Origin of the sequence: Pseudomonas sp. LBUM920 (assembly GCF_003852315.1) — a bacterium.
Taxonomy (GTDB): domain Bacteria; phylum Pseudomonadota; class Gammaproteobacteria; order Pseudomonadales; family Pseudomonadaceae; genus Aquipseudomonas.
This window is the reverse complement of record NZ_CP027762.1, coordinates 4,917,382-4,939,705: the sequence shown is the minus strand read 5'-3', so window position 1 is coordinate 4,939,705 and position 22,324 is coordinate 4,917,382. Positions and strand designations below refer to the sequence as shown.

Here is a 22,324-nt window from a genome sequence, read left to right as displayed (position 1 = left end):
GTATCGACCTCGTCCCGCCGCCCCGGTAGACCGTGATTGCTATAGTCTGTGTAAACCAAAAGTTTGCAATGGGGCGATATGGAAAGCTTTGGCAGTATCGAATGTTTTGTGCGCAGCGCCGAAGGCGGCAGCTTTGCCGAGGCCGCCAGGCACTTGAGCCTGACGCCGGCGGCGGTGGGTAAAAGCGTCGCCAAACTGGAGGCACGCCTGGGTGTGCGGCTGTTCCAGCGCAGCACCCGACGCCTGACCCTGACCGAGGCCGGCAAGCTGTTCCTCGAAGAGGTCAGTGGCAGCCTCACCACCATCCAGAACGCCGTGGCCAACCTGGCCAGCGCCGAAGGGCGGCCGGTGGGCACGCTTAAAGTCAGCATGGGCACGGTGTTCGGCAATCGTTATGTGGTGCCGCTGCTGGCGGAGTTTATGCGGCGCTTTCCGGACATCAGCCCGGATTGGCATTTCGATAACCGTCAGGTCGACCTGATCGGTCAAGGCTTCGACGCTGCCATCGGCGGTGGTTTTGAACTGCCCCAGGGCGTGGTGGCGCGCAAGCTGAGCCCCGCGCATCGAGTGCTGGTGGCCTCGCCGGATTACCTGGCGCGACGCCTGCCGGTGCACGCGCCCGAAGATTTATCGCGGTGCCTGGGCATCCTGATCCGCTCGCCGCAAACCGGCCGCGTGCGCACCTGGCAACTCACCGGCCCGGACCGTGAACAACGCCCGCTGGTGCTCAAACCGCGCATGACCATGAGCGACTCCGAAGCCGCCTGCTGCGCCAGCGCTCAAGGCCTGGGCATTGCGCTGGTGAGCATGCCGATGGCCGTGCCGTTTCTGGACAGCGGTGCGGTGGTGCGGGTGTTGCCCGACTGGTACGTCGACGACGGCAACATCTCCCTGTACTACGCCGAGCACAAACTGCTGCCCGGCAAGACCCGGGTGTTTGTGGATTTCATCATTGAGCAGTTTGCCGAGCAGCAACTGGGGCGACGGTTCAGCGCCATTTGATCACGGCGGCCTACCGAGGCGCGGCCATCGCGGGCAAGCCCGGCGCCCACTTTTAATCGCATTCCCCTGTGGGCGCCGGGCTTGCCCGCGATGCAGGCGGAGCGGTCTACCGGCCGAATTGACCCGGCCAGCCAATCACTTTCTTCGGCCTCGGCGTGGCATACGTCCTGATCTTCGACGTCGACAACCCCAGCCGCACCAGCGATTCGGCAATGGTCACCGCGGCCGTCACCCCATCCACCACCGGCACGCCGGTGCGCTGGCGAATCTGTTCATCCAGCCCGGCCATGCCGCCGCAGCCCAGGCAGATCACCTCCGCCTTGTCTTCGTGAATGGCCCGTTCCGCCTGACGCACGATGGCTTCCATCGCCGCCAGCGGGTCTTCTTCCAGTTCCAGGACTGCCATGCCACTGGCGCGTACCGAGGCGCAGCGCTGGTACAGGCCGGCGAGTTTCAGGCGGTCTTCAATCAGGGGCACGGTGCGATCCAGGGTGGTGACTACTGAATAGGCATGTCCCAGGAACATTGCTGTGCTGGCGGCTGCTTCCGTGATGTCCACCACTGGCACGTTCAACAGCTCCTGCAACCCTTCACGGCCATGTTCGCCATAGCCGGCCTGGATCACCGCATCAAACGGCTGGTCGTAGGCCATCACGCGGTCCATCACCGCGATGGCGGCCAGGTAGCTTTCGAAATTGCCTTCCACTGATTCGGCGCCGAAGTACGGCGTGAGCCCGACAATCTCAGTGCCTGGCGAGGCGACGGCCCGCGCCTGCTGGGCAATGGTTTCAGTGATGGATTCGGTGGTGTTGACGTTGACCACGAGGATACGCATGGAATGTCCTTGATTAATGACTGACGTTATCGACTGCAATGCTTTCGCCGCTGACATCGGCGTAGTGCGGCCGACGCTTGGCGATCAAGAGGTACAACAGCCCTGCAATACCGGCGCCAAACAGCCAGGAAAACGGGGCGACGCTGGCAAAACCGGGCAACAGCGCCAGCAGAATTGCGATCACCGCTGCGGGAATAAATGCCGCGACCGCACGTAAATTGACTCCGCGGCTGTAGTAATAAACGCCATTGGGGTCTTCGCTATACAGCTGCAATACGTCCACCTGGCTTTTACGGATCAGCCAGTAATCGACCATGATCACCCCGTAAAGCGGCCCCAGCAGTGCGCCCAGGCCCGAGAGGAAATACACGATCACCAGCGGGCTGTTGTAGAGGTTCCACGGCAGGATCAGCACTGCCAGCGTGGCGCTGATCAACCCGGCGCGCCGAAAGTTCAGGTACTTGGGCGCCAGGTTGCTGAGCACAAACGCGGGGGCGACGAAGTTGGCCATGATGTTGACGGCCACGGTAACGATCAGGAAGGCCAGGCAGCCGAGCACCAGGAAGAAGGTATTGGGAATGGCTGCGATGATTTCGGTCGGGCTTTCGATCACCCGGCCATTGAGCTGGAACTGCCCGCCGCAGAGCAGCACGGTGATTGCGGCAAACACCAGGATATTCACCGGCAAGCCCCAGAAGTTGCCGACCAGAATGGTCTTGCGGCAGGGAGAGGAGCGGGCGAAGTCGCAGAAATTGAGGATCAGCGTGCCGTAGATCGTCAGCCACAACGCGCCACCGGCAAAGATATTGCGCCACATCTCGCCGCCGCTCAGCGGCTCGCGGATCGACCAGGCAATATTGCCGCCGACCTGGAAGTACATCCAACCGGCGAGCGAGGCCACCGTCACCAGAATCACCGGCCCGGCGAACGCCTCGTAGCGGCGCACCATTTCCATGCCGTAAGCCAGGATCACCAGCTGCACAAACCAGATCGCCACGAAACAGGCCCAACCGAGGGTCGACAGGCCGAGGATGGAGTTGTGGTCATAGTCGGCAAATCCTGGATGAATGGCCGACAGCAGCACGCGGAAAACCACCGAGGCCAGGTAGGTCTGGATACCAAACCAGGCAATCGCAATGACCGCACGAATCAGCGCCGGAATCTGTGCACCGTGGATGCCGAAACTGATGCGGCTGATCACCGGGAAGGGCACTCCGGTCTTCTGGCCCATAAACCCCGACAAGTTCATGAAGAAATACACCAGCGCTGCGCCGATCCCCAGCGACATCAGAATCTGCCAGCCGCCAAGGCCCAAGGCATACAGGCCGATGGCAAACGAATAGTTGGCGATGTTGTGCACGTCATTGGTCCACAGCGCAAAGATGCTGTAGCGGCCCCAACGTCGGCCTTCAACCTTGGTGGGCGTCAGGTCTTTGTTGTGCAAGCGCGGGCTGAGCACGAGCGGGCCGGGGCTTGCGGCCACAGGGTTCAGGACGGAGGAGGGCAGATCCAGTGCGATGTTATTCGAGAGGCTTGTACGCATTCCGGCAGGCTCCGGCGCATCTGCTGCAACGTCGCAGATGGCAAAGTGTATGTAGGTTTTGTATTTATTGTATACAAAGCGTAATTCACCTTAAGCCACATGCGTGCCAGTTTTCGATCTATAAAAACGGTGTTTAATTTCGTTTTTAGTGATTATTAAAATAACTATCTGAATTTAAAGCGATATAAATTGACCGTTTGAACAGGTATTTATTTTTAAATGGGGAGGCGCGCTATTGGATAGGCAAACAGCACGCGGGGAGGGGTGTTACGTTTTGGTGCGGTGAAATATGAATTGCACACATAAATGGCACCGATAGTTACATAGGTGTGTACAAAATTTTGTCCCTCATAAAGCAAATGTGGGAGCGGGCTTGCCCGCGATAGCGATCTATCAGCCAACAATTCATTGACTGACACACCCTCATCGCGAGCAAGCCCACTCCCACATTTTTTTCTGCGACAGACCTCAGGCCTTGCTGATGATATTCCCGGCGTGCAGCCCGCATTCCTTCTGCGTGGCTTCTTCCCACCACCAGCGGCCTTCACGCTCATGCTGGTTCGGCAATACTGGCCGGGTGCACGGCTCGCAGCCGATGCTGATAAACCCGCGCTCATGCAGGCTGTTGTACGGCAGCTCAAGCATGCGGATGTAACCCCAGACTTCCTCGCTGGTCATTTGCGCCAGCGGGTTGAATTTGTACAGGGTGCGCTCGGGTGTAGAGAACGCCGTGTCAATTTCCAGCGCCGCCACCTGGCTGCGGGTGCCGGGGCTCTGGTCACGGCGTTGGCCGGTGGCCCAGGCGCTCACGCCGGACAGTTTGCGCCGCAGCGGTTCGATTTTGCGCACACCGCAGCACTCGCCATGGCCATCCTTGTAGAAACTGAACAGGCCCTTTTCCTTGACGAAGGGTTCCAGTTTGCTCTGGTCCGGCGAGATCAGTTCGATGTCGATCTTGTAGAAATCGCGCACCTGTTCGATGAACCGGTAGGTTTCCGGGTGCAGGCGCCCGGTGTCGAGGCTGAACACCTTGACGTTCTTGTTCAGCTTCCAAGCCATGTCTAGCAGCACCACGTCCTCGGCGCCGCTGAAGGAAATCCACAGGTCGTCACCGAACTGGCTGAACGCCAGTTTGAGAATGTCCTGGGCGGATTTGTTGGCGTAAGTCGTGGCGAGTTCAACGACGTCGAAGGCTTGGTTCATCAGGACGGTTCCTACAGGTCAGTGGCGCTGAGCGCTCTATAGGGAAGCGATGGTACCAAAATCCGCCCTGCGTTGCGGCGCAGAGCTTGAGTCGCTAGAGTTCGGCAGTCCTTTTGCTCGCTCAACTAACAACATCTAAATGGGAGTGTCTTGTGGAAATTGCCTGTCTTGACCTGGAAGGGGTGCTGGTTCCGGAAATCTGGATCGCCTTCGCCGAAAAAACCGGTATTGAATCCCTGCGCGCCACGACCCGCGACATTCCCGACTACGACGTGCTGATGAAGCAACGCCTGCGCATCCTCGACGAGCATGGGCTCAAGCTTGCCGACATCCAGGAAGTGATTGCCACCCTTGAGCCGCTGGACGGTGCCATCGAGTTCGTCAACTGGCTGCGCGAGCGTTTCCAGGTGGTGATCCTGTCCGACACTTTCTACGAATTCTCCCAACCGCTGATGCGCCAGCTGGGCTTTCCGACCTTGCTGTGCCACCGCTTGATCACCGACGAAAACGACCGGGTGGTGAGTTACCAACTGCGTCAAAAGGACCCGAAGCGCCAATCCGTGCTGGCATTCAAGACCCTCTACTACCGCGTGATCGCCGCCGGCGATTCCTACAACGACACCACGATGCTGGGCGAAGCTGACCGTGGGATTCTGTTCCATGCGCCACAGAATGTGATTCGCGAGTTCCCGCAATTTCCGGCGGTGCATACGTTTGAGGATTTGAAGAAAGCGTTCATCAAGGCGTCAAATCGGGCGTTGAGCCTGTAAGTTTTTCAGCGCTGCTGATGGCCCCTTCGCAGGCAAGCCCGCTCCCACATGTGATCGGGTTCACACAGTTGAATGTGTGGTGGCTGGCTTGCCTGCGACAGGGCCGGTACAGCCAGGTCAGGCCCCTGCGAGCAACCGACCATAAGGAATACTCAAGCCCTCATGCAGGCTTTTTCGGCAGCGCGGCTCTGCGTCTGAGCCTCAGGCAGGGCCGGGCTGCTACAAGCCTTCCAACGTTTGTAACAACACCCGCACTTTCGTCAGCGACTCCTGATACTCCGCCTCCCACTGCGAGTCCGCCACGATCCCGCCACCGCCCCAGCAGCACACCTGCCCATCCTTGACCAGCAAGCTGCGAATCGCGATAGAGCTGTCCATCTCGCCGCGCACATCCAGGTACACCAACGAGCCGCAGTACAGCCCGCGCCGCGTGGGTTCAAGCTCGTCGATGATCTGCATGGCACGAATCTTCGGTGCGCCGGTGATGGAGCCACCGGGGAAGCTGCCGGCGATCAGGTCGAGGGCGTCTTTGTCGTCGGCCAAGGTGCCAGTGACGCTGCTCACCAAGTGATGCACGTTGGGGTAGCTTTCCAGGCTGAACAATTCCGGCACTTTCACCGAGCCCGTCCGGCAGGTGCGGCCAAGGTCGTTGCGCAGCAGGTCAACGATCATCAGGTTTTCGGCGCGATCCTTGGGGCTGGCCATCAGCTCGGCGGCGTGGGCTGCGTCCTCTTCGGGTGTCAGGCCACGCGGGCGGGTGCCTTTGATCGGGCGGGTTTCGACGCGGCGCTCGCTGATGTGCACAAAGCGCTCCGGCGACAGGCTCAGCACGGCGCCGTCGTCCGGCAGGCTCTGGAACCCGGAAAACGGGGTAGGGCACGCCTCACGCAAGGCGCAGTAAGCCGCCCACGGATCGCCGACGCACGGCGCGCGAAAACGCTGGGCAAAGTTGACCTGGTAGCAGTCGCCGGCCTGGATGTAGTCCTGAATGCGCACGATGGCCTGCCGGTAAGCGTCGGCGGTCAGGTCCGCAACCATGGGCCCGTGCAGTTTGAAGCTGGCCTGGCTGTCGATTGCGTCAACGTTGAACAGCGCAATCAAGCGTCGTCGCTCGCTGTCGATCAGCGAAGGGTGGAAGACCAGCTGACTGCTCTGCACCTGGTGATCGCTGATCAGCGCCCAGGCATACAGCCCAAAGCGCGCGTCCGGCAGGTGCAGGTCGTCCACCGCCAAGTGCGGCATGTGTTCCAGGTGGCGGCCGAAGTCGTAGCTCAGGTAACCGATCAAGCCGCCAGCGAACGGCAACTCATAACCCGCAGGCAACCCCGCCTTACCCAACTGCGTGAGGTTTTCGCGCAAGCGTTGCAGGAAATCACTGCCGTTTTCGTCAGGCCGTACCGTCAGCGTTTCCACTGGCCAGGCGCTGAGCAGGTCATAGCGCCCGCGTTCGGCAGCCGGGCGGCCGCTGTCGAGCAACACTGCGCCGGGAGCGTGACGAATCGCCGCGAAGTAGTCGGCGGGGTTGGCCCGGTAGGGCAGCGGGTGTACAGAACAGGTCGACATGCGGGGTGGATCAGCTGTTGGCTTGGGGGAGGCGATTGTAGTCCCCCGAAGGGTTTGGTCCTAGAGCGCGCTTTAAATGGGGCAGCGGGTTTGCTCGCGACGGCGGCGTATCAGTCCCGGTTGTGTTGAATGGCACTCCGCTTTCGCGAGCAAGCCCGCTTCCACAGTTGAGTGGCGTCAGCCTTCAACGGCGGGAATATGCCCGAACATCTCCTGCACGAATTTAACCCGCTCTTCCGGCGTTTCCGTCACGCCTGCAGCTTTCAGTTCTTCCAACCGCGCTTCCACCGCATGGGTGCGCAACGTCAGGCCGCAGTCGTTGGCAATCTGGATATTGAGCCCCGGCCGCGCGTTCAGTTCGAGGATCAGCGGGCCTTTTTCCTGGTCCAGCACCATGTCCACGCCGATGTAACCCAGCCCGCACAGCTCATAACAGCTGGCCGCCAACTTCATGAAACCGTCCCAGTTGGGCAGTTGCACGCCATCCACCGCGTTGGTGGTGTCGGGGTGTTTGGTGATGATGTTGTTCAGCCAGGTGCCGCGCAGCGTCAAGCCCGTGGCCAGGTCGACACCCACGCCAATCGCGCCCTGGTGCAGGTTGGCCTTGCCGCCGGACTGGCGCGTCGGCAAGCGCAGCATGGCCATTACCGGGTAACCCATCAGCACAATAATGCGGATGTCCGGCACGCCTTCGTAACTGATGCTCTTGAAGATCTGGTCGGGCACCACGCGGTACTCGATCAGCGCGCGGTCACGGTGGCCGCCCAGGGAATACAGGCCGGTGAGGATGCTGGAAATCTGGTGTTCGATTTCTTCATGGCTGATGATCTTGCCGGACACCGTGCGATAGCGCCCTTCAAACCGGTCGGCCACCACCAGGATGCCATCGCCGCCGGCACCCTGGGCCGGCTTGATCACGAAGTCGCTGCGCCCGCCGATGATCTCGTCGAGCTTGTCGATTTCTTTCTCGGTGGAAATGATCCCGTACATTTCCGGCACGTGAATGCCGGCCGCCATCGCCCGCTCCTTGGTGATGATCTTGTCATCCACAATCGGGTACAGGCTGCGCTTGTTGTACTTGAGCACGTAGTCGGCGTTGCGCCGGTTGATGCCCATGATGCCCCGCGCTTCCAGGGCCTTCCAGGTCTTCCAGAAGCCGAACATTACGAATCAGCCTTGAGGAAGGCCTTGAAACGCACCAGTTCGGTCAGGCGGTAGCCGCGATAACGACCCATGGCCAGCATGAAGCCCACCAGGATCAACAGGACTGCCGGGAAGGTGAACACAAAGTAGATCAGCTCCGGCACGCTCATGATGATGTGCGCCAGCGAGGCGGCGAACAGCGTACCGATCGCCACTTTCAGCGCATGGTTGGCGCCGCGTTCTTCCCAGGTGATCGACAGGCGTTCGATGGTCATGGTCAGAATCACCATCGGGAACAGCGCCACCGACAGCCCGCGCTCAAGGCCCAGCTTGTGGCTGAACAAACTGATGGCCGCAATCAGCACCACCACGAAGGTCAGTACCACCGACAGCCTCGGCAGCATCTGCAGCTTCAAGTGTTCCAGGTACGACCTGAGCGACAAGCCCAGCGCGGTAATAATGGTGAACAGCACAATGCCAAAGCCCAACTGCGTCTCGCGGAACGCCAGGGCAATCAATACCGGCGTGAAGGTGCCCAGCGTCTGCAGGCCGATCAGGTTGCGCAGGATCAGAATCACCAGCACGCCAATCGGGATCATCACCATGATCATGAAGGTCTGCTGGGTTTGCAGCGGCAGGCCGTACAGCGAGTATTCGAGGAAGTTGGCGTCGGTGTTCTCGTCGGTCAGCTTGGCCAGGCGAATCGCGTTCATTTCGCTGTTGTTCAGGCTGAAGGTCACCATGGCTTTCTTGCCGCCATCGACCGTGATCAGGTTTTCATCGCCGGTCCACCACAGCAGGCGGTCAGCGGGCAGGCCCTGCTCGCCGGTTTCCGGGTTGAAATACAGCCAGTCATTGCCGTTGAAGCTGCGCAGCCATAGTTCCGGGGTTTGCGGCTGGTCGGCGACGAGGCGGATGGTGTGGACTTTTTCCACCGGCACATGGGCGATGGACAGCAATAACTCGACGATCTTGGCCTTGTGCGGCGTCGACGGGTCGCCCGCCAGCAGCAGCTTCACATTGTCGTCGTTGAGGTTGTTGGTGCGCTTGATCGCTTCGGTAATAAAGGTTTCGACGTCGGCCGAATGCTGGCGGATCGGCGCCAGCAAGGCTTCGGCGGCGATTTTTTCCGGGCCTTCCACGGCAATGCTGTCGCGGAAGGTCGGACCTTTGACCTTGACCTTTTCGCCGCTGTAACGCTTGGTCAGCACCAGGCGGTAATACAGCGTCTGGTTGCCCTTGGCGCGGCGCGCCGACCAGGTGACCTTGCGGTTGCCGTCGGTGCGGTTGACGCTCACGCCGTAGTTATTGGAGATGAAACTCTCGTTGAGGCTGACGAAGTCGCGGCTCAGGGGCGGCACGAACATCGAGATCTTCACCGGGTCTTTGGGGCTGGCGACAAACTCGACCTTGGCGTCGATGTTCCACAGGTCGTCGGTGGCGTCCTCGGTGACGGGAATCCCCAGCACGAAAATCTGGTAGGCGGTGACCGAAATACCCAACACCACCAAAATGGTGATGAGGATTTTCAGGTGCAGGGTCAGAGAGCGCATTCGGTTTACTCGGCGGTAGGAGCGTCAGCGGCGCAGGCAGGTTTGCCCGCTGCGTATTTAAGACTGGGGTCGACCAGCGCATCAAAGCGTTTCAAGGCTTCGGAGCCGATCAGCAGCGGGTATTGGAATGCGCTGCGGTCAGTCAAGTTCACTTCGATGCTGCGTAAAGCAGTGCCCATGCAGATGTCCAGGGCAATCACTGGGCGGGCGGTGTAGTTCTTGTCCTCATCGGGGTCGTAGTCACCGGCGCGGCGTTTGATTTTGCTGACGCGGGCCAGGGGGCGTTCGATGGGGTGGGAATGGGCGGTGTCGATGGCCAGGTAGAAACGTACCCAGGATTCACCGTTGCGTTTGAAGCGCTTGATGTCGCGGGCGCTCAACGAGGCGGTCTTGGCGCCGGTGTCGAGTTTGGCCGCCACTTCCAGGTCTATGCCCGCCAGTTTCGCGTATTCATTCAGGCCATACACGGTCTTCTCGGCGGCGCCGCCAAGGCTCGGTATGCACGCTAGGCAAAACATTAAAAGGAAGGGCTTGAGTCTCATAGATCCTGAGGCGCTGCAGTGCGATGTTTAATTCAAGGCGACTGGCATTGCTGCGCAATCTCGGGTGCGCCGTTTCATCAAGTGATGTCAGGCAAAAGCGGCGGGCATTCTAACATGATGCTTTTTTGGCGCCAGCGCTGGCAGGCGGCCATGCCCCTATTCAGCGCACACGAGGTTATTAGACGATTGTCGACAATGTTGATTTATTCTTTGACTATTTGGGTCTGAGTGGCTAGTTTTTGCGGCATTGCTTTTAAAGGTGTCGACAATATGCTGGATCAACTGGAAACCCCAGTGGTGGCGCAAGACGATTCCCAGACCATGTCCGAGAACGTCTTCCGGCGCATCCAGGCCGCCATCGTCAAAGGCGAAATCGCCCCCGGCAGCAAGATTTCCGAGCCGGAACTGGCCCGCACCTACGGCATCAGCCGTGGCCCGTTGCGCGAAGCCATCCACCGCCTGGAAGGCCAGCGCCTGCTGGTGCGCGTGCCTCACGTTGGCGCGCGAGTGGTGTCCTTGAGCCATGCCGAGCTGATCGAACTCTATGAAATCCGCGAGTCCCTGGAAGGCATGGCCTGCCGCCTGGCCGCCGAGCGCATGACCGACGCGGAAATCGAAGAGCTGCGCCAGGTGCTTCATACCCATGAACGCGACGAAGCGTTCCAGGCCGGCCTGGGCTACTACCAGCAGGAAGGCGACTTCGATTTTCATTACCGGATAATTCAAGGCGCCGGCAATCGCACCCTGACCCAAATGCTCTGCGGCGAGCTGTACCAGTTGGTGCGCATGTACCGCATCCAGTTCTCCGCCACGCCCAATCGTCCACGCCAGGCTTTTGCCGAGCACCACCGCATTCTTGACGCGATTGCCGATCGTGACGGTGAACTGGCCGAATTGTTGATGCGCCGGCATATCGGCGCCTCCAAACGCAACATTGCCCGTCACTTCCCCGACGGCACTTCCTGAAGAGGTGAGTCATGAGTTCTAACAATAAAAGTACACCCGGCCAGCGTTTCCGTGACGCGGTTGCCAGCGAACATCCGCTACAGGTCGTTGGCGCGATCAACGCCAACCACGCGCTGCTGGCCAAGCGCGCCGGTTTCAAGGCGATTTACCTGTCGGGTGGCGGCGTGGCGGCGGGCTCTCTGGGTGTGCCAGACCTGGGCATCACGGGCCTGGACGACGTGTTGACCGACGTGCGCCGCATCACCGACGTGTGCGACCTGCCGCTGCTGGTGGACGTGGATACCGGTTTTGGCTCCTCGGCCTTCAATGTGGCGCGCACGGTCAAGTCGATGATCAAGTTCGGCGCCGCCGCCATCCATATCGAAGACCAGGTTGGCGCCAAGCGCTGCGGCCATCGCCCGAACAAAGAAATCGTGTCCCAGCAGGAAATGGTCGACCGTATCAAGGCCGCCGTGGATGCGCGCACCGATGACAGTTTCGTGATCATGGCGCGCACCGACGCCCTCGCCGTCGAAGGTTTGGAATCGGCACTGGAACGCGCCGCCGCCTGCATCGAAGCCGGCGCTGACATGGTGTTCCCCGAAGCCATCACTGAGCTGGAGATGTACAAGCTCTTCGCCTCCCGCGTGAAGGCACCGATCCTGGCCAACATCACCGAATTCGGCGCGACGCCGCTGTACACCACCGAACAGTTGAAATCTGCCGATGTTTCCATCGTGCTGTACCCGCTCTCGGCCTTCCGCGCCATGAACAAGGCCGCCGAGAATGTCTACACCGCGATCCGTCGCGATGGCACTCAACAGAATGTGATCGACACCATGCAAACCCGCATGGAGCTATACGATCGCATCGACTACCACACCTTCGAGCAGAAGCTCGACGCGCTGTTCGCCGCGAAAAAATAAACCCTGTGGGGGCGAGCAAGCCCGCTCCCACACGCTCCCTGAATAACTACAAAATTGGAGAACAACCATGGCTGAAGCAAAAGTATTGAGTGGCGCCGGCCTGCGTGGCCAGGTGGCCGGGCAGACCGCACTGTCCACCGTGGGCCAGGCCGGCGCCGGTTTGACCTATCGCGGCTACGACGTGCGTGAACTGGCCGCCGATGCGCAATTTGAAGAAGTTGCCTACCTGCTGCTGTACGGCGAATTGCCAACCAAAGCCGAGCTGGCGGCCTACACCGCAAAACTCGGCAAGCTGCGCGACCTGCCGCAGGCGCTCAAAGAAGTGCTGGAGCGCATCCCCGCCGACGCCCACCCGATGGACGTGATGCGCACCGGCTGCTCGTTCCTGGGCAATATCGAGCCGGAAAAAGACTTCAGTGTGCAGCGCGATGTCACCGACCGCCTGCTTGCCGCTTTTCCGGCGATCATGTGCTACTGGTATCGCTTCAGCCACGATGGCAAGAAGATTGATTGCGTGACCGACGAGCCGAGCATCGGCGGCCATTTCCTGCACCTGCTGCATGGCAAGAAGCCGAGCGCGTTGCACGAGAAGGTCATGAACGTGTCGCTGATTCTCTACGCCGAGCACGAGTTCAACGCCTCGACCTTTACCGCCCGTGTGTGTGCCTCGACCCTGTCCGACCTGTATTCCTGCGTCACCGCCGCCATCGGTTCGCTGCGCGGCCCGCTGCACGGCGGCGCCAACGAAGCGGCGATGGAAATGATCGAGCGTTTCGGCTCGGCCGAAGAAGCCGTCGAAGGCACCCTCGGCATGCTGGCGCGCAAGGACAAGATCATGGGCTTTGGCCACGCGATCTACAAAGACAGCGACCCGCGTAATGAAGTGATCAAGGGCTGGTCGAAAAAACTCGCTGACGAAGTGGGCGACAAGGTGCTGTTCCCGGTCTCCGAAGCCATCGACAAGACCATGTGGGAGCAGAAGAAATTGTTCCCCAATGCCGACTTCTACCATGCCTCGGCGTACCACTTCATGGGCATCCCGACCAAGCTGTTCACGCCGATTTTCGTCTGCTCACGGCTCACCGGCTGGGCTGCGCATGTGTTCGAGCAGCGCGCCAATAACCGCATCATCCGTCCAAGCGCCGAGTACATCGGCGTTGAGCAGCGCAAGTTCGTGCCAATCGAACGTCGCTGAATGAGGAGACCGACGAGCCGGCAATGGGCATGAGGTCAAACGTGGGAGGGGGCTTGCCCCCGATAGCAGTCTGTCAGTTGATACAGCTGGCACTGAACCACCGCCATCGGGGGCAAGCCCCCTCCCACATTTTGATCACATTCCAATTCTGGATCTGCTTCGGTTCTTCTTTTGTAACTACCGTGACCGAGTCCTGACGATGAACACTGAATTTCGCAAACCGCTCCCTGGCAGCCGCCTGGATTTCTACGACGCCCGTGCGGCTGTCGATGCAATCGCCCCCGGCGCCTACGCCACTTTGCCGTACACCTCCCGCGTGCTCGCGGAGAACCTGGTGCGCCGTTGCGACCCGGCCACGCTCAACGCTTCCTTGAGCCAACTGATCGAACGCAAGCGCGACCTCGACTTCCCCTGGTTCCCGGCGCGTGTGGTGTGCCACGACATCCTCGGCCAGACCGCCCTGGTCGACCTTGCCGGCCTGCGCGACGCCATCGCCCTGCAAGGCGGTGACCCGGCCCAGGTCAACCCGGTGGTGCCCACCCAGCTGATCGTCGACCACTCCCTGGCGGTCGAAGCCGGTGGTTCGGACCCGGACGCGTTCGAGAAAAACCGCGCCATCGAAGACCGCCGCAACGAAGACCGTTTTCACTTTATCGAGTGGACCAAAAAGGCCTTCAAGAACGTCGACGTGATCCCGCCGGGCAACGGCATCATGCACCAGATCAACCTGGAGAAAATGTCTCCGGTGATTCAGGTGCGTGACGGCGTGGCGTTCCCGGATACCTGCGTCGGCACCGACAGCCACACGCCGCACGTGGATGCGCTGGGCGTGATCGCCATCGGCGTTGGTGGCCTGGAGGCCGAGAGCGTGATGCTCGGTCGCGCGTCGTGGATGCGCCTGCCGGAAATCATCGGCGTCGAACTCACCGGCAAGCTGCTGCCTGGCATCACTGCCACCGACATGGTGCTGGCGCTGACCGAATTCCTGCGTAAGCAGAAAGTGGTAGGTGCGTGGCTGGAATTCTTCGGCGAAGGCGCCTCCAGGCTGACCCTGGGCGACCGCGCGACCATCTCCAACATGGCCCCGGAATACGGTGCCACCGCGGCGATGTTCTACATCGACCCGCAGACCATCGCCTACCTGAAACTCACCGGCCGCGAAGACGAACAAGTCACTCTCGTTGAGCAATACGCGCGTCACACCGGCCTGTGGGCGGATGACTTGAAAGGCGCGCAATACGAGCGCGGCCTGACCTTCGACCTGTCCAGCGTGGTGCGCAACATGGCCGGCCCGAGCAACCCGCATGCGCGCGTGGCCACCAGCGATTTGGCGTCCAAGGGCATCTCCGGCCAGTGGGACGAAGTGCCAGGGCAAATGCCCGACGGCGCGGTGATCATTGCTGCTATCACCAGCTGCACCAACACCAGTAACCCGCGCAACGTGATCGCCGCCGGCCTGCTGGCGCGTAACGCCAACAAGCTTGGGCTGACGCGCAAGCCGTGGGTCAAATCCTCGCTGGCGCCCGGCTCGAAAACCGTGGCGATGTACCTCGACGAAGCGGGCTTGACCCACGAATTAGAGCAGCTGGGTTTTGGTGTTGTGGCGTTTGCCTGCACCACCTGCAACGGCATGTCCGGCGCACTCGACCCGGTGATCCAGCAAGAAATCATCGACCGCGACCTGTACGCCACCGCCGTGTTGTCGGGCAACCGCAACTTCGACGGGCGCATTCACCCCTATGCCAAGCAAGCGTTCCTGGCTTCGCCGCCATTGGTCGTGGCTTACGCGATTGCCGGCACCATCCGTTTCGACATTGAAAAGGACGTGCTCGGTCTCGATGCCAACGGCAAGGAAATCCGCCTGCAGGACATCTGGCCGAGCGATGAAGAGATCGACGCAGTGGTCAAGGCCTCGGTCAAGCCGGAGCAGTTCCGCGCGGTTTACATCCCGATGTTTGCGATTCACGAAGACACCGGCCCCAAAGTCGCGCCGCTGTACGACTGGCGCCCGCAAAGCACCTACATCCGCCGCCCGCCATATTGGGAAGGCGCGCTTGCCGGTGCGCGGCCGCTTAAAGGCATGCGCCCGTTGGCGGTGCTGCCGGACAACATCACCACCGATCACCTGTCGCCGTCCAACGCGATCATGCTCGACAGCGCCGCCGGTGAATACCTGGCGAAAATGGGCTTGCCGGAAGTCGACTTCAATTCCTATGCGACCCACCGCGGCGACCACTTGACCGCGCAACGCGCGACCTTTGCCAACCCGAAACTGTTCAACGAAATGGTCCAGGAAAACGGCAAGGTCAAGCAGGGTTCCCTCGCGCGTATCGAGCCGGAAGGCCAGGTCACACGGATGTGGGAAGCCATTGAAACCTACATGGAACGCAAGCAGCCGCTGATCATCATTGCCGGCGCCGACTACGGCCAGGGCTCGTCCCGCGACTGGGCGGCCAAGGGCGTGCGCCTGGCCGGTGTGGAGGCCATTGCCGCCGAAGGCTTCGAGCGTATTCACCGCACCAACCTGGTGGGCATGGGCGTGTTGCCGCTGGAGTTTCTGCCGGGCACCGACCGCCACACCCTGAACATCGATGGCAGCGAAACCTATGACGTGGTTGGCCAGCGCACCCCGCGTGCGCAGCTGACCCTGGTGATCAACCGCAAAAATGGTGAGCGTGTCGAAGTGCCGGTGACGTGCCGCCTGGACACCGCCGAAGAAGTGTCGATCTACGAGGCGGGCGGCGTGTTGCAACGTTTTGCCCAGGACTTCCTGGAATCGGCGGCGACGGCTTAAGGGGATAACCATGGCACACGCAGCGCAAATCAAAATTCCCGCCACCTACATGCGTGGCGGCACCAGCAAGGGCGTGTTTTTCAGCCTCAAGGACCTGCCCGAAGCCGCGCAGGTGCCGGGCGCCGCGCGCGACGCTTTGCTGTTGCGGGTGATCGGTAGCCCCGATCCCTACGACAAGCAAATCGACGGCATGGGTGGCGCCACCTCGAGCACCAGCAAAACCGTAATCCTGGCCAAGAGCACCCGCGCCGATCACGACGTGGACTACCTGTTTGGCCAGGTCTCCATCGACAAGCCTTTTGTCGACTGGAGCGGCAACTGCGGCAACCTGTCGGCGGCGGTGGGTTCGTTCGCCATCAGCGCCGGGCTGGTCGACCCCGCCCGCGTGCCCCGCAACGGCGTGGCCGTGGTGCGGGTCTGGCAGGCCAACATCGGCAAGACCATCATCGCCCATGTGCCGATCACCGACGGCGCGGTGCAGGAAACCGGCGACTTCGAACTCGACGGCGTGACCTTCCCGGCCGCCGAAGTGCAGCTGGAGTTCATGGACCCGGCGGCGGAAGAGGAGGGCGGCGGTGGCTCGATGTTCCCCACCGGCAACCTGATCGACGACTTGGAGGTGCCCGGTGTCGGCACTTTCAAGGCGACGCTGATCAACGCGGGCATTCCGACGATTTTCATCAATGCCGAAGACCTCGGCTACACCGGCACCGAGCTGCAAGGCGCGATCAACAGCGACCCCAAAGCCCTGGCGATGTTTGAAACCGTGCGGGCCTATGGCGCATTGCGCATGGGCCTGATCAAGCATCTTGACGAAGCCGCCCAGCGTCAGCACACGCCGAAGGTCGCCTTTGTGGCCAAGCCTTTGGACTACGTGGCGTCCAGCGGCAAGGCAATCAAGGCCGGTGATGTGGATTTGCTGGTGCGCGCCTTGTCGATGGGCAAGTTGCACCACGCGATGATGGGCACGGCGGCGGTGGCGATTGGCACGGCGGCGGCGATTTCCGGCACCTTGGTCAACCTCGCAGCCGGTGGTGTGGAACGTAACGCGGTGCGCTTCGGGCATCCGTCCGGCACCTTGCGTGTGGGCGCGGAGGCGACCCAGGTGAACGGCGAATGGGTGGTTAAGAAAGCCATCATGAGCCGCAGCGCGCGGGTATTGATGGAAGGTTTCGTACGCGTGCCCGGCGACGCCTTTTAATCCCCGGCACTGAACCCCTGTGGGAGCCGGCTTGTGTGGGAGCGGGCTTGCTCGCGAATACGGTGTGTCAGCTACACATAAGTTGACGGGCCCACTGCATTCGCGAGCAAGCCCGCGCCCACAAGGGCCTGAGCGCTACCCAACACTTATAAGCAGGCACTCAGACCTGCCAACACATGATCAACCCTGACCCTGAGGATGGAACAACCCCTAACTGTTTGGAGAACTGCCATGAGCGCCAACGTCGACCAGAACAACCGCCCCGACTACGACCAGGTCCTGCAGGACATCGCCGATTATGTCCTCGATTACCGCATCGACTCCCAGGCCGCATTGGACACCGCCCGCCACTGCCTGATGGACACCCTCGGCTGTGGCCTGCTGGCCCTGCGTTTTCCCGAGTGCACCAAACACCTGGGGCCACTCGTGGAGGGCACCGTCGTGCCGTTCGGGGCGCGCGTGCCGGGCACCTCGTTCCGCCTGGACCCGGTCAAAGCCGCCTGGGACATCGGCTGCATCGTGCGTTGGCTCGACTACAACGACACCTGGCTCGCCGCCGAATGGGGCCACCCTTCGGATAACCTCGGCGGCATCCTCGCCGTGGCCGACCACCTTTCGCAAAAGCGCGTGGCCAATGGCGACGCGCCGCTGACCGTGCGCGCGGTGCTGGAAGCGATGATCATGGCTCACGAAATCCAGGGCGTGATCGCCCTGGAAAACTCCTTCAACCGTGTCGGCCTCGACCACGTGTTGCTGGTGAAAGTCGCCTCCACGGCGGTCACCGCCAAGCTGATGGGCGCCAACCGCGAGCAGTTGCTCGCGGCGTTGTCCCATGCGTTTGTCGACGGCCAGGCACTGCGCACTTACCGCCACGCGCCAAACGCCGGTTCGCGCAAATCCTGGGCCGCCGGGGATGCGTCGAGCCGTGGCGTGCGCCTGGCCGATATCGCCTTGCGCGGCGAGATGGGCATTCCGGGTGTGTTGAGTGCGCCGCAGTGGGGCTTCTATGACGTGCTGTTCAGTCACACCAACAACGACCTGGCGCTCAAGCCTGAGGACAAACGCGCGTTCCGCCTGTCGCAGCCCTACGGCACTTATGTGATGGAAAACGTACTGTTCAAGATCAGTTTCCCCGCCGAATTCCATGCGCAAACCGCCTGCGAAGCCGCAGTGACATTGCACCCGCAGGTCAAAGCTCGCCTGCATGAAATCGAGCGCATCGTGATCACCACCCACGAGTCGGCGATTCGCATCATCTCCAAGGTCGGCCCGTTGGCCAACGCCGCCGACCGCGACCACTGCCTGCAATACATGACCGCGGTGCCGTTGGCCTTCGGCAATCTGGTGGCCGAGCAGTACGAGGACGCGTTTCACGCGGCCCACCCGATCATCGATGAATTGCGCCAGAAGATGGTGATCGTCGAAGAGCCACGCTACAGCCGCGAATACCTGGAGGCGGACAAGCGCTCCATCGCCAACGCGGTGCAGGTGTTTTTCAAGGATGGTTCCAGCACCGAGCAGGTGGCGGTTGAGTACCCGATTGGCCATCGTCGGCGTCGGGTGGATGGCATTCCACTGCTGGAAGACAAGTTCAAGGCCAACCTGGCCACACGGTTTACCGCGCAGCGCAGTGACGAGATATTTGCGTTGTGCAAGGATCAGGCGCGGCTTGAGGCTACGCCGGTGAATCGATTTGTGGACCTGTTTGTGGTCTAAACACCACCACAACACTCACTGTGTAAACCCAATCAATGTGGGAGCTGGCTTGCCTGCGATAGCATCACCTCGGTGTATCTGAAAGACCGAATTGCCTGCATTGCAGGCAAGCCAGCTCCCACATTTTGATGGGTGTTCGCTTAAGTGCCCTACATACTGCCTTCCACATCATCCAGGCTGAAGGTCTCGGTATGGTCGTCATAGGAGAAAATCTCCGCATACCGGCCCCACGCCACCACGCTTTCCAGGGTTTTCTGCACAAAGGCTTCGGTCATCGAGTCCTCCAGCTCCTGCTCGAAGCGCACCCGTGGCGCGCGGTGCCCGCTGCGCTCAAGCAACACCTGATGAATGCGCGCGGCCAGTGGCACGTGCCGGATCAAATGCTCGGCGAACAGGGTTTTGCGTTCCTGGGTGCCGTAGTCGGCGAACAGTTTGCCGGCGTCGGTAAGGGTGATGTCGGCGCCCTTGAGTTCGGCGAAACCCAAATGCTCGAGCATCTCGGCCACCGGGAATAAATCGTCCACTTCCAGCAAACGGCGCTCGGCCACCGTGGGCAAACCTGCGTGGCCGTTGTAAGGCTCGGCGGCGAGGGTTTCGATCAGGCCGGCCATCAGGTTGGTCGACACTTCCGGCAGCAGGCTGCCCATTTTCAACTCGGGGATGCCTTTGGCGTCGGCGCTGCGCCGGTCGGTCATCAAGGCATAAATGTCGTCGACCATTTGCCGAAAGGTCGGGTCCAGGCGGTTGCGCGGGTGCGCGAATGGCACTTTGATTTCGGCGACCACGCGGCCAGGGTTGGACGACAACACCAGGATGCGGTCGCACATCAGCACCGCTTCTTCGATGTTGTGGGTCACGATCAGGATCGATTTGATCGGCAGTTGCTTGCCGCTCCACAAGTCCAGCAAGTCGGTGCGCAGGGTTTCGGCGGTGAGCACGTCGAGGGCCGAGAACGGTTCGTCCATCAGCAGCAGCGTCGGGTTAACCACCAGGCCACGAGCAAAGCCCACGCGCTGGCGCATGCCGCCGGACAATTCGCGCGGGTAGGCGTTTTCAAACCCGTCCAGGCCGATCAGGTCGATGGCGGCCAGGGCACGGCGGCGGCTTTCCTTGCGCTCGACTTGCAAGGCTTGCAGGCCGGCTTCCACGTTTTCCAGCACGGTCAGCCAGGGGAACAGCGCAAAGGTCTGGAACACCATGGCCACGCCTTCGGCCGGGCCGTTGAGCGGTACGCCGTTGTAGTGAACTTCGCCCGACGACGGCTGAATCAGCCCGGCGATGATGCGCAGCAAGGTGGACTTGCCCGAGCCGGAGCGCCCGAGCATGCCGACGATCTCGCCTTCGTGCAGGCTCAAGTCCACGCCGCTGAGCACTTGCAGCTCGTCTTTGCCCTTGCCGAAAACCCGGTTGACGTTTTTCAGCGAGTAGATTTGCGGGGTATCAGCAGCGTGTTCGGTATTGGTATTCATCACAGCGAATCCCGTCAATTCAAGCGAAGTTTGTTTTCAGCCAGGGCGTACATCGGCCGCCAGACTGCGCGGTTGAAGGCCACCACAAAGATCGACATCACCACCACGCCCAGGGCGATTTTCGGGAAGTCGCCGGCGGCGGTGGTCTGTGCAATGTAGGCGCCCAGCCCGTGGGCGACCACGTTGTCCTGGCCCCAGGACACGTACTCGGAAACGATACTGGCGTTCCACGCGCCGCCCGAAGCGGTAATGGCCCCGGTAACGTAATAGGGGAAGATCCCCGGCAGCATCACCTTGCGCCACCACAACCAGCCGCGGATGCGGAAGTTGGCGGCAGCTTCCTTGAAGTCATTGGGAAACGCGCTGGCCCCGGCGATCACGTTGAACAGGATGTACCACTGGGTGCCCAGCACGATCAGCGGGCTCAGCCAGATGTCCGGGTTGAGCTTGTAGTGCAGGATCACGATGACGAATACCGGGAACAGCAGGTTCGCCGGGAAGGCGGCGAGGAACTGCGCCAGGGGCTGGATTTTCTCCGCCAGGCTGGGGCGCAGGCCGATCATCACGCCCAGCGGCACCCAGATGAGTGATGCGATCAGAATCAGCCCGGTTACCCGCAGCAGCGTGATCAGGCCCAATACGAACACATGGCCGACCTCGGCAAAGGTCACTTCGGTGCCGACGTACTGCACGATGTGATACAGCGCATACGCGGCCAGCAGCGCTATGAGTGTGCCCCACACCCAATCGATCACTTTTGACGCCTTCGGTGTTTCTGCCGGCAATGCCTTGAGCGCACCGCCCGCAAGGCTGAAACGCTTGTTACCGATACGGCTGATGGCACGGATGATCGGGCGCAGGATGCGCTGAACCACGCGCGTACGCTGGATCAGGTTCAACAGCCAGGATTGCGGCGCGGCGCCCTGAGAGGCCGTGGTCTCCATGCGGAACTTGTCGGCCCATGCCACCAGCGGGCGGAACAGAAACTGGTCATACATCAGGATGACCACAATCATCGCCAGGATCACGTAACCCACGGCGTGCAGGTCTTTCTGGGCAATGGCCAGGGCCAGGTAAGAACCCACGCCCGGCAGGGTGATGGTCTTGTCGCCGACGGTAATGGCTTCGGAGGCGACCACAAAAAACCAGCCGCCGGACATGCTCATCATCATGTTCCAGACCAGCCCGGGCATGGCGAAGGGCACGTCGAGCTTCCAGAACTTCTGCCAGCCGGAGAGCCGCAGGTTGGTCGACACTTCAACCAGGTCGTGGGGCAGCATGCGCAGCGACTGGTAGAAACTGAACGTCATGTTCCAGGCCTGGCTGGTGAAAATCGCAAAGATCGCGGCGAACTCGGCGCCCAGTACACGCCCGGGAAACAGCAACAGGAAAAACGTCACGGTGAACGAGATATAGCCGAGCACCGGCACCGATTGCAGGATGTCGAGCACCGGCACCAGCAGTTTCTCGGCACGCCGGCTTTTGGCGGCCAGGGTGCCGTACAACAGGGTGAAGACCAGCGCGGCGACCATCGCCGCCAGCATGCGCAGGGTGGTGCGCATGGCGTATTCCGGCAGGTTGGCCGGGTCGAGGGAGATGACTTCACTTTGCAACGTGGCGATCGGTGCCCAGGTTTCCCGCGCGGTAATTGAGAAAAACAATAAAAAGCCGATCACCAACGGCAAGGCGACCAAATCCCAGCGATTGGGCAGCAAGCGCAGCGTGGACGCCGGTAAATAGTGACGAAACACTCTGTTCATAGGCAGTCAGTCCTGCAGCGTTCAGGGGCGTGATGGGAGTGAGCTTAGCTGCTGCACGAATGACCCACCGAGAAGGGCGGGCGCTGTTTTCGTGAGTCAGGGGCAACGAGGCGTTGCTGGCGGGATTGTACGTTTCTGAATGTTACAAGCACATAAATTTGCTG

At 61.1% G+C, this 22,324-nt stretch carries 17 protein-coding genes; 8 read left to right on the top strand and 9 right to left on the bottom strand.

The genetic code is table 11. The annotated features are described in order from the left end of the window. Positions 1 to 78 precede the first annotated feature (78 nt). Entirely contained in the window at positions 79 to 1,002 is a 924-nt protein-coding gene (locus C4J83_RS22750) for a LysR family transcriptional regulator (RefSeq protein WP_106576278.1), read from the top strand. A 106-nt stretch (positions 1,003 to 1,108) separates the two neighbouring features. Here C4J83_RS22750 and C4J83_RS22745 read toward each other — a convergent pair whose 3' ends face one another. From C4J83_RS22745 to C4J83_RS22735, 3 genes are all read right to left on the bottom strand, one after another. Then, positions 1,109 to 1,837, bottom strand: coding sequence for an aspartate/glutamate racemase family protein (locus C4J83_RS22745; protein WP_106576279.1), 729 nt, complete (start codon positions 1,835 to 1,837; stop codon positions 1,109 to 1,111). Positions 1,838 to 1,850: 13 nt separating this feature from the next. Next, positions 1,851 to 3,380, bottom strand: a complete 1,530-nt coding sequence (locus C4J83_RS22740) for an NCS1 family nucleobase:cation symporter-1 (RefSeq protein WP_124418260.1) — start codon at positions 3,378 to 3,380, stop codon at positions 1,851 to 1,853. 468 nt (positions 3,381 to 3,848) lie between these two features. Next, positions 3,849 to 4,583, bottom strand: coding sequence for a phosphoadenylyl-sulfate reductase (locus C4J83_RS22735; RefSeq protein WP_124418259.1), 735 nt, complete (start codon positions 4,581 to 4,583; stop codon positions 3,849 to 3,851). A 152-nt stretch (positions 4,584 to 4,735) separates the two neighbouring features. On the opposite strand from C4J83_RS22735, the gene thrH reads away from it, so the two are divergent. Beyond that, positions 4,736 to 5,353, top strand: a complete 618-nt coding sequence (gene thrH / locus C4J83_RS22730; RefSeq protein WP_124418258.1) for a bifunctional phosphoserine phosphatase/homoserine phosphotransferase ThrH — start codon at positions 4,736 to 4,738, stop codon at positions 5,351 to 5,353. A gap of 219 nt (positions 5,354 to 5,572) precedes the next feature. On the opposite strand, the gene pabB is transcribed toward thrH, so the two are convergent. From pabB to rloA, 4 genes are all read right to left on the bottom strand, one after another. Beyond that, on the bottom strand, positions 5,573 to 6,916 hold the full coding sequence (gene pabB, locus C4J83_RS22725; protein ID WP_124418257.1) for an aminodeoxychorismate synthase component I: 1,344 nt from the start codon (positions 6,914 to 6,916) through the stop codon (positions 5,573 to 5,575). A gap of 177 nt (positions 6,917 to 7,093) precedes the next feature. Beyond that, positions 7,094 to 8,080 (bottom strand): alpha-L-glutamate ligase-like protein, encoded by a 987-nt coding sequence (locus C4J83_RS22720; RefSeq protein WP_106576284.1) that lies wholly within the window; start codon positions 8,078 to 8,080, stop codon positions 7,094 to 7,096. After that, a complete protein-coding gene (gene rloB, locus C4J83_RS22715) occupies positions 8,080 to 9,612 on the bottom strand; it encodes an osmotic stress tolerance membrane protein RloB (RefSeq protein ID WP_106576285.1) in 1,533 nt (510 codons plus the stop codon). The genes C4J83_RS22720 and rloB overlap by 1 nt, the downstream gene beginning before the upstream one ends. A gap of 5 nt (positions 9,613 to 9,617) precedes the next feature. After that, entirely contained in the window at positions 9,618 to 10,154 is a 537-nt protein-coding gene (gene rloA / locus C4J83_RS22710; RefSeq protein ID WP_119742081.1) for a retropepsin-like aspartic peptidase RloA, read from the bottom strand. Positions 10,155 to 10,424: 270 nt separating this feature from the next. Between rloA and C4J83_RS22705 the strand changes: the two genes are divergently transcribed. The 6 genes from C4J83_RS22705 (at position 10,425) to prpD (ending at position 18,931) form a co-directional block, all read left to right on the top strand. Continuing rightward, positions 10,425 to 11,120 carry a GntR family transcriptional regulator gene (locus tag C4J83_RS22705; RefSeq protein ID WP_119742083.1) on the top strand — a complete coding sequence of 232 codons (696 nt, stop codon included), beginning with the start codon at positions 10,425 to 10,427 and terminating at the stop codon, positions 11,118 to 11,120. Between the two features lie 11 nt (positions 11,121 to 11,131). Beyond that, a complete protein-coding gene (prpB, locus tag C4J83_RS22700; RefSeq protein ID WP_025854214.1) occupies positions 11,132 to 12,025 on the top strand; it encodes a methylisocitrate lyase in 894 nt (297 codons plus the stop codon). A 67-nt stretch (positions 12,026 to 12,092) separates the two neighbouring features. Continuing rightward, a complete protein-coding gene (prpC, locus tag C4J83_RS22695) occupies positions 12,093 to 13,220 on the top strand; it encodes a bifunctional 2-methylcitrate synthase/citrate synthase (protein ID WP_106576288.1) in 1,128 nt (375 codons plus the stop codon). A gap of 199 nt (positions 13,221 to 13,419) precedes the next feature. Further along, positions 13,420 to 16,014 (top strand): Fe/S-dependent 2-methylisocitrate dehydratase AcnD, encoded by a 2,595-nt coding sequence (acnD, locus tag C4J83_RS22690; RefSeq protein WP_124418256.1) that lies wholly within the window; start codon positions 13,420 to 13,422, stop codon positions 16,012 to 16,014. Between the two features lie 10 nt (positions 16,015 to 16,024). Then, positions 16,025 to 17,215 (top strand): 2-methylaconitate cis-trans isomerase PrpF, encoded by a 1,191-nt coding sequence (prpF, locus tag C4J83_RS22685; RefSeq protein WP_124418255.1) that lies wholly within the window; start codon positions 16,025 to 16,027, stop codon positions 17,213 to 17,215. A gap of 231 nt (positions 17,216 to 17,446) precedes the next feature. Next, the gene (gene prpD, locus C4J83_RS22680; protein WP_106576291.1) at positions 17,447 to 18,931 is read left to right on the top strand and encodes a 2-methylcitrate dehydratase; all 1,485 of its coding nucleotides are present in this window, start codon (positions 17,447 to 17,449) and stop codon (positions 18,929 to 18,931) included. Positions 18,932 to 19,080: 149 nt separating this feature from the next. On the opposite strand, the gene C4J83_RS22675 is transcribed toward prpD, so the two are convergent. Then, the gene (locus C4J83_RS22675; RefSeq protein WP_106576292.1) at positions 19,081 to 20,400 is read right to left on the bottom strand and encodes an ABC transporter ATP-binding protein; all 1,320 of its coding nucleotides are present in this window, start codon (positions 20,398 to 20,400) and stop codon (positions 19,081 to 19,083) included. Between the two features lie 14 nt (positions 20,401 to 20,414). Next, positions 20,415 to 22,160, bottom strand: coding sequence for an ABC transporter permease (locus tag C4J83_RS22670; RefSeq protein ID WP_124418254.1), 1,746 nt, complete (start codon positions 22,158 to 22,160; stop codon positions 20,415 to 20,417). Positions 22,161 to 22,324 lie beyond the last annotated feature (164 nt).

Excerpts from the sequence above, each read along its gene's own strand:
- pabB (WP_124418257.1), bottom strand. The coding sequence starts at position 6,916 with ATGTCGACCTGTTCTGTACACCCGCTGCCCTACCGGGCCAACCCCGCC.
- prpF (WP_124418255.1), top strand. The coding sequence starts at position 16,025 with ATGGCACACGCAGCGCAAATCAAAATTCCCGCCACCTACATGCGTGGC.
- C4J83_RS22745 (WP_106576279.1), bottom strand. The coding sequence starts at position 1,837 with ATGCGTATCCTCGTGGTCAACGTCAACACCACCGAATCCATCACTGAA.
- C4J83_RS22740 (WP_124418260.1), bottom strand. The coding sequence starts at position 3,380 with ATGCGTACAAGCCTCTCGAATAACATCGCACTGGATCTGCCCTCCTCC.
- rloA (WP_119742081.1), bottom strand. The coding sequence starts at position 10,154 with ATGAGACTCAAGCCCTTCCTTTTAATGTTTTGCCTAGCGTGCATACCG.
- rloB (WP_106576285.1), bottom strand. The coding sequence starts at position 9,612 with ATGCGCTCTCTGACCCTGCACCTGAAAATCCTCATCACCATTTTGGTG.
- C4J83_RS22705 (WP_119742083.1), top strand. The coding sequence starts at position 10,425 with ATGCTGGATCAACTGGAAACCCCAGTGGTGGCGCAAGACGATTCCCAG.
- prpD (WP_106576291.1), top strand. The coding sequence starts at position 17,447 with ATGAGCGCCAACGTCGACCAGAACAACCGCCCCGACTACGACCAGGTC.
- C4J83_RS22720 (WP_106576284.1), bottom strand. The coding sequence starts at position 8,080 with ATGTTCGGCTTCTGGAAGACCTGGAAGGCCCTGGAAGCGCGGGGCATC.
- C4J83_RS22675 (WP_106576292.1), bottom strand. The coding sequence starts at position 20,400 with ATGAATACCAATACCGAACACGCTGCTGATACCCCGCAAATCTACTCG.
- prpB (WP_025854214.1), top strand. The coding sequence starts at position 11,132 with ATGAGTTCTAACAATAAAAGTACACCCGGCCAGCGTTTCCGTGACGCG.
- C4J83_RS22750 (WP_106576278.1), top strand. The coding sequence starts at position 79 with ATGGAAAGCTTTGGCAGTATCGAATGTTTTGTGCGCAGCGCCGAAGGC.
- prpC (WP_106576288.1), top strand. The coding sequence starts at position 12,093 with ATGGCTGAAGCAAAAGTATTGAGTGGCGCCGGCCTGCGTGGCCAGGTG.
- C4J83_RS22670 (WP_124418254.1), bottom strand. The coding sequence starts at position 22,160 with ATGAACAGAGTGTTTCGTCACTATTTACCGGCGTCCACGCTGCGCTTG.
- acnD (WP_124418256.1), top strand. The coding sequence starts at position 13,420 with ATGAACACTGAATTTCGCAAACCGCTCCCTGGCAGCCGCCTGGATTTC.
- C4J83_RS22735 (WP_124418259.1), bottom strand. The coding sequence starts at position 4,583 with ATGAACCAAGCCTTCGACGTCGTTGAACTCGCCACGACTTACGCCAAC.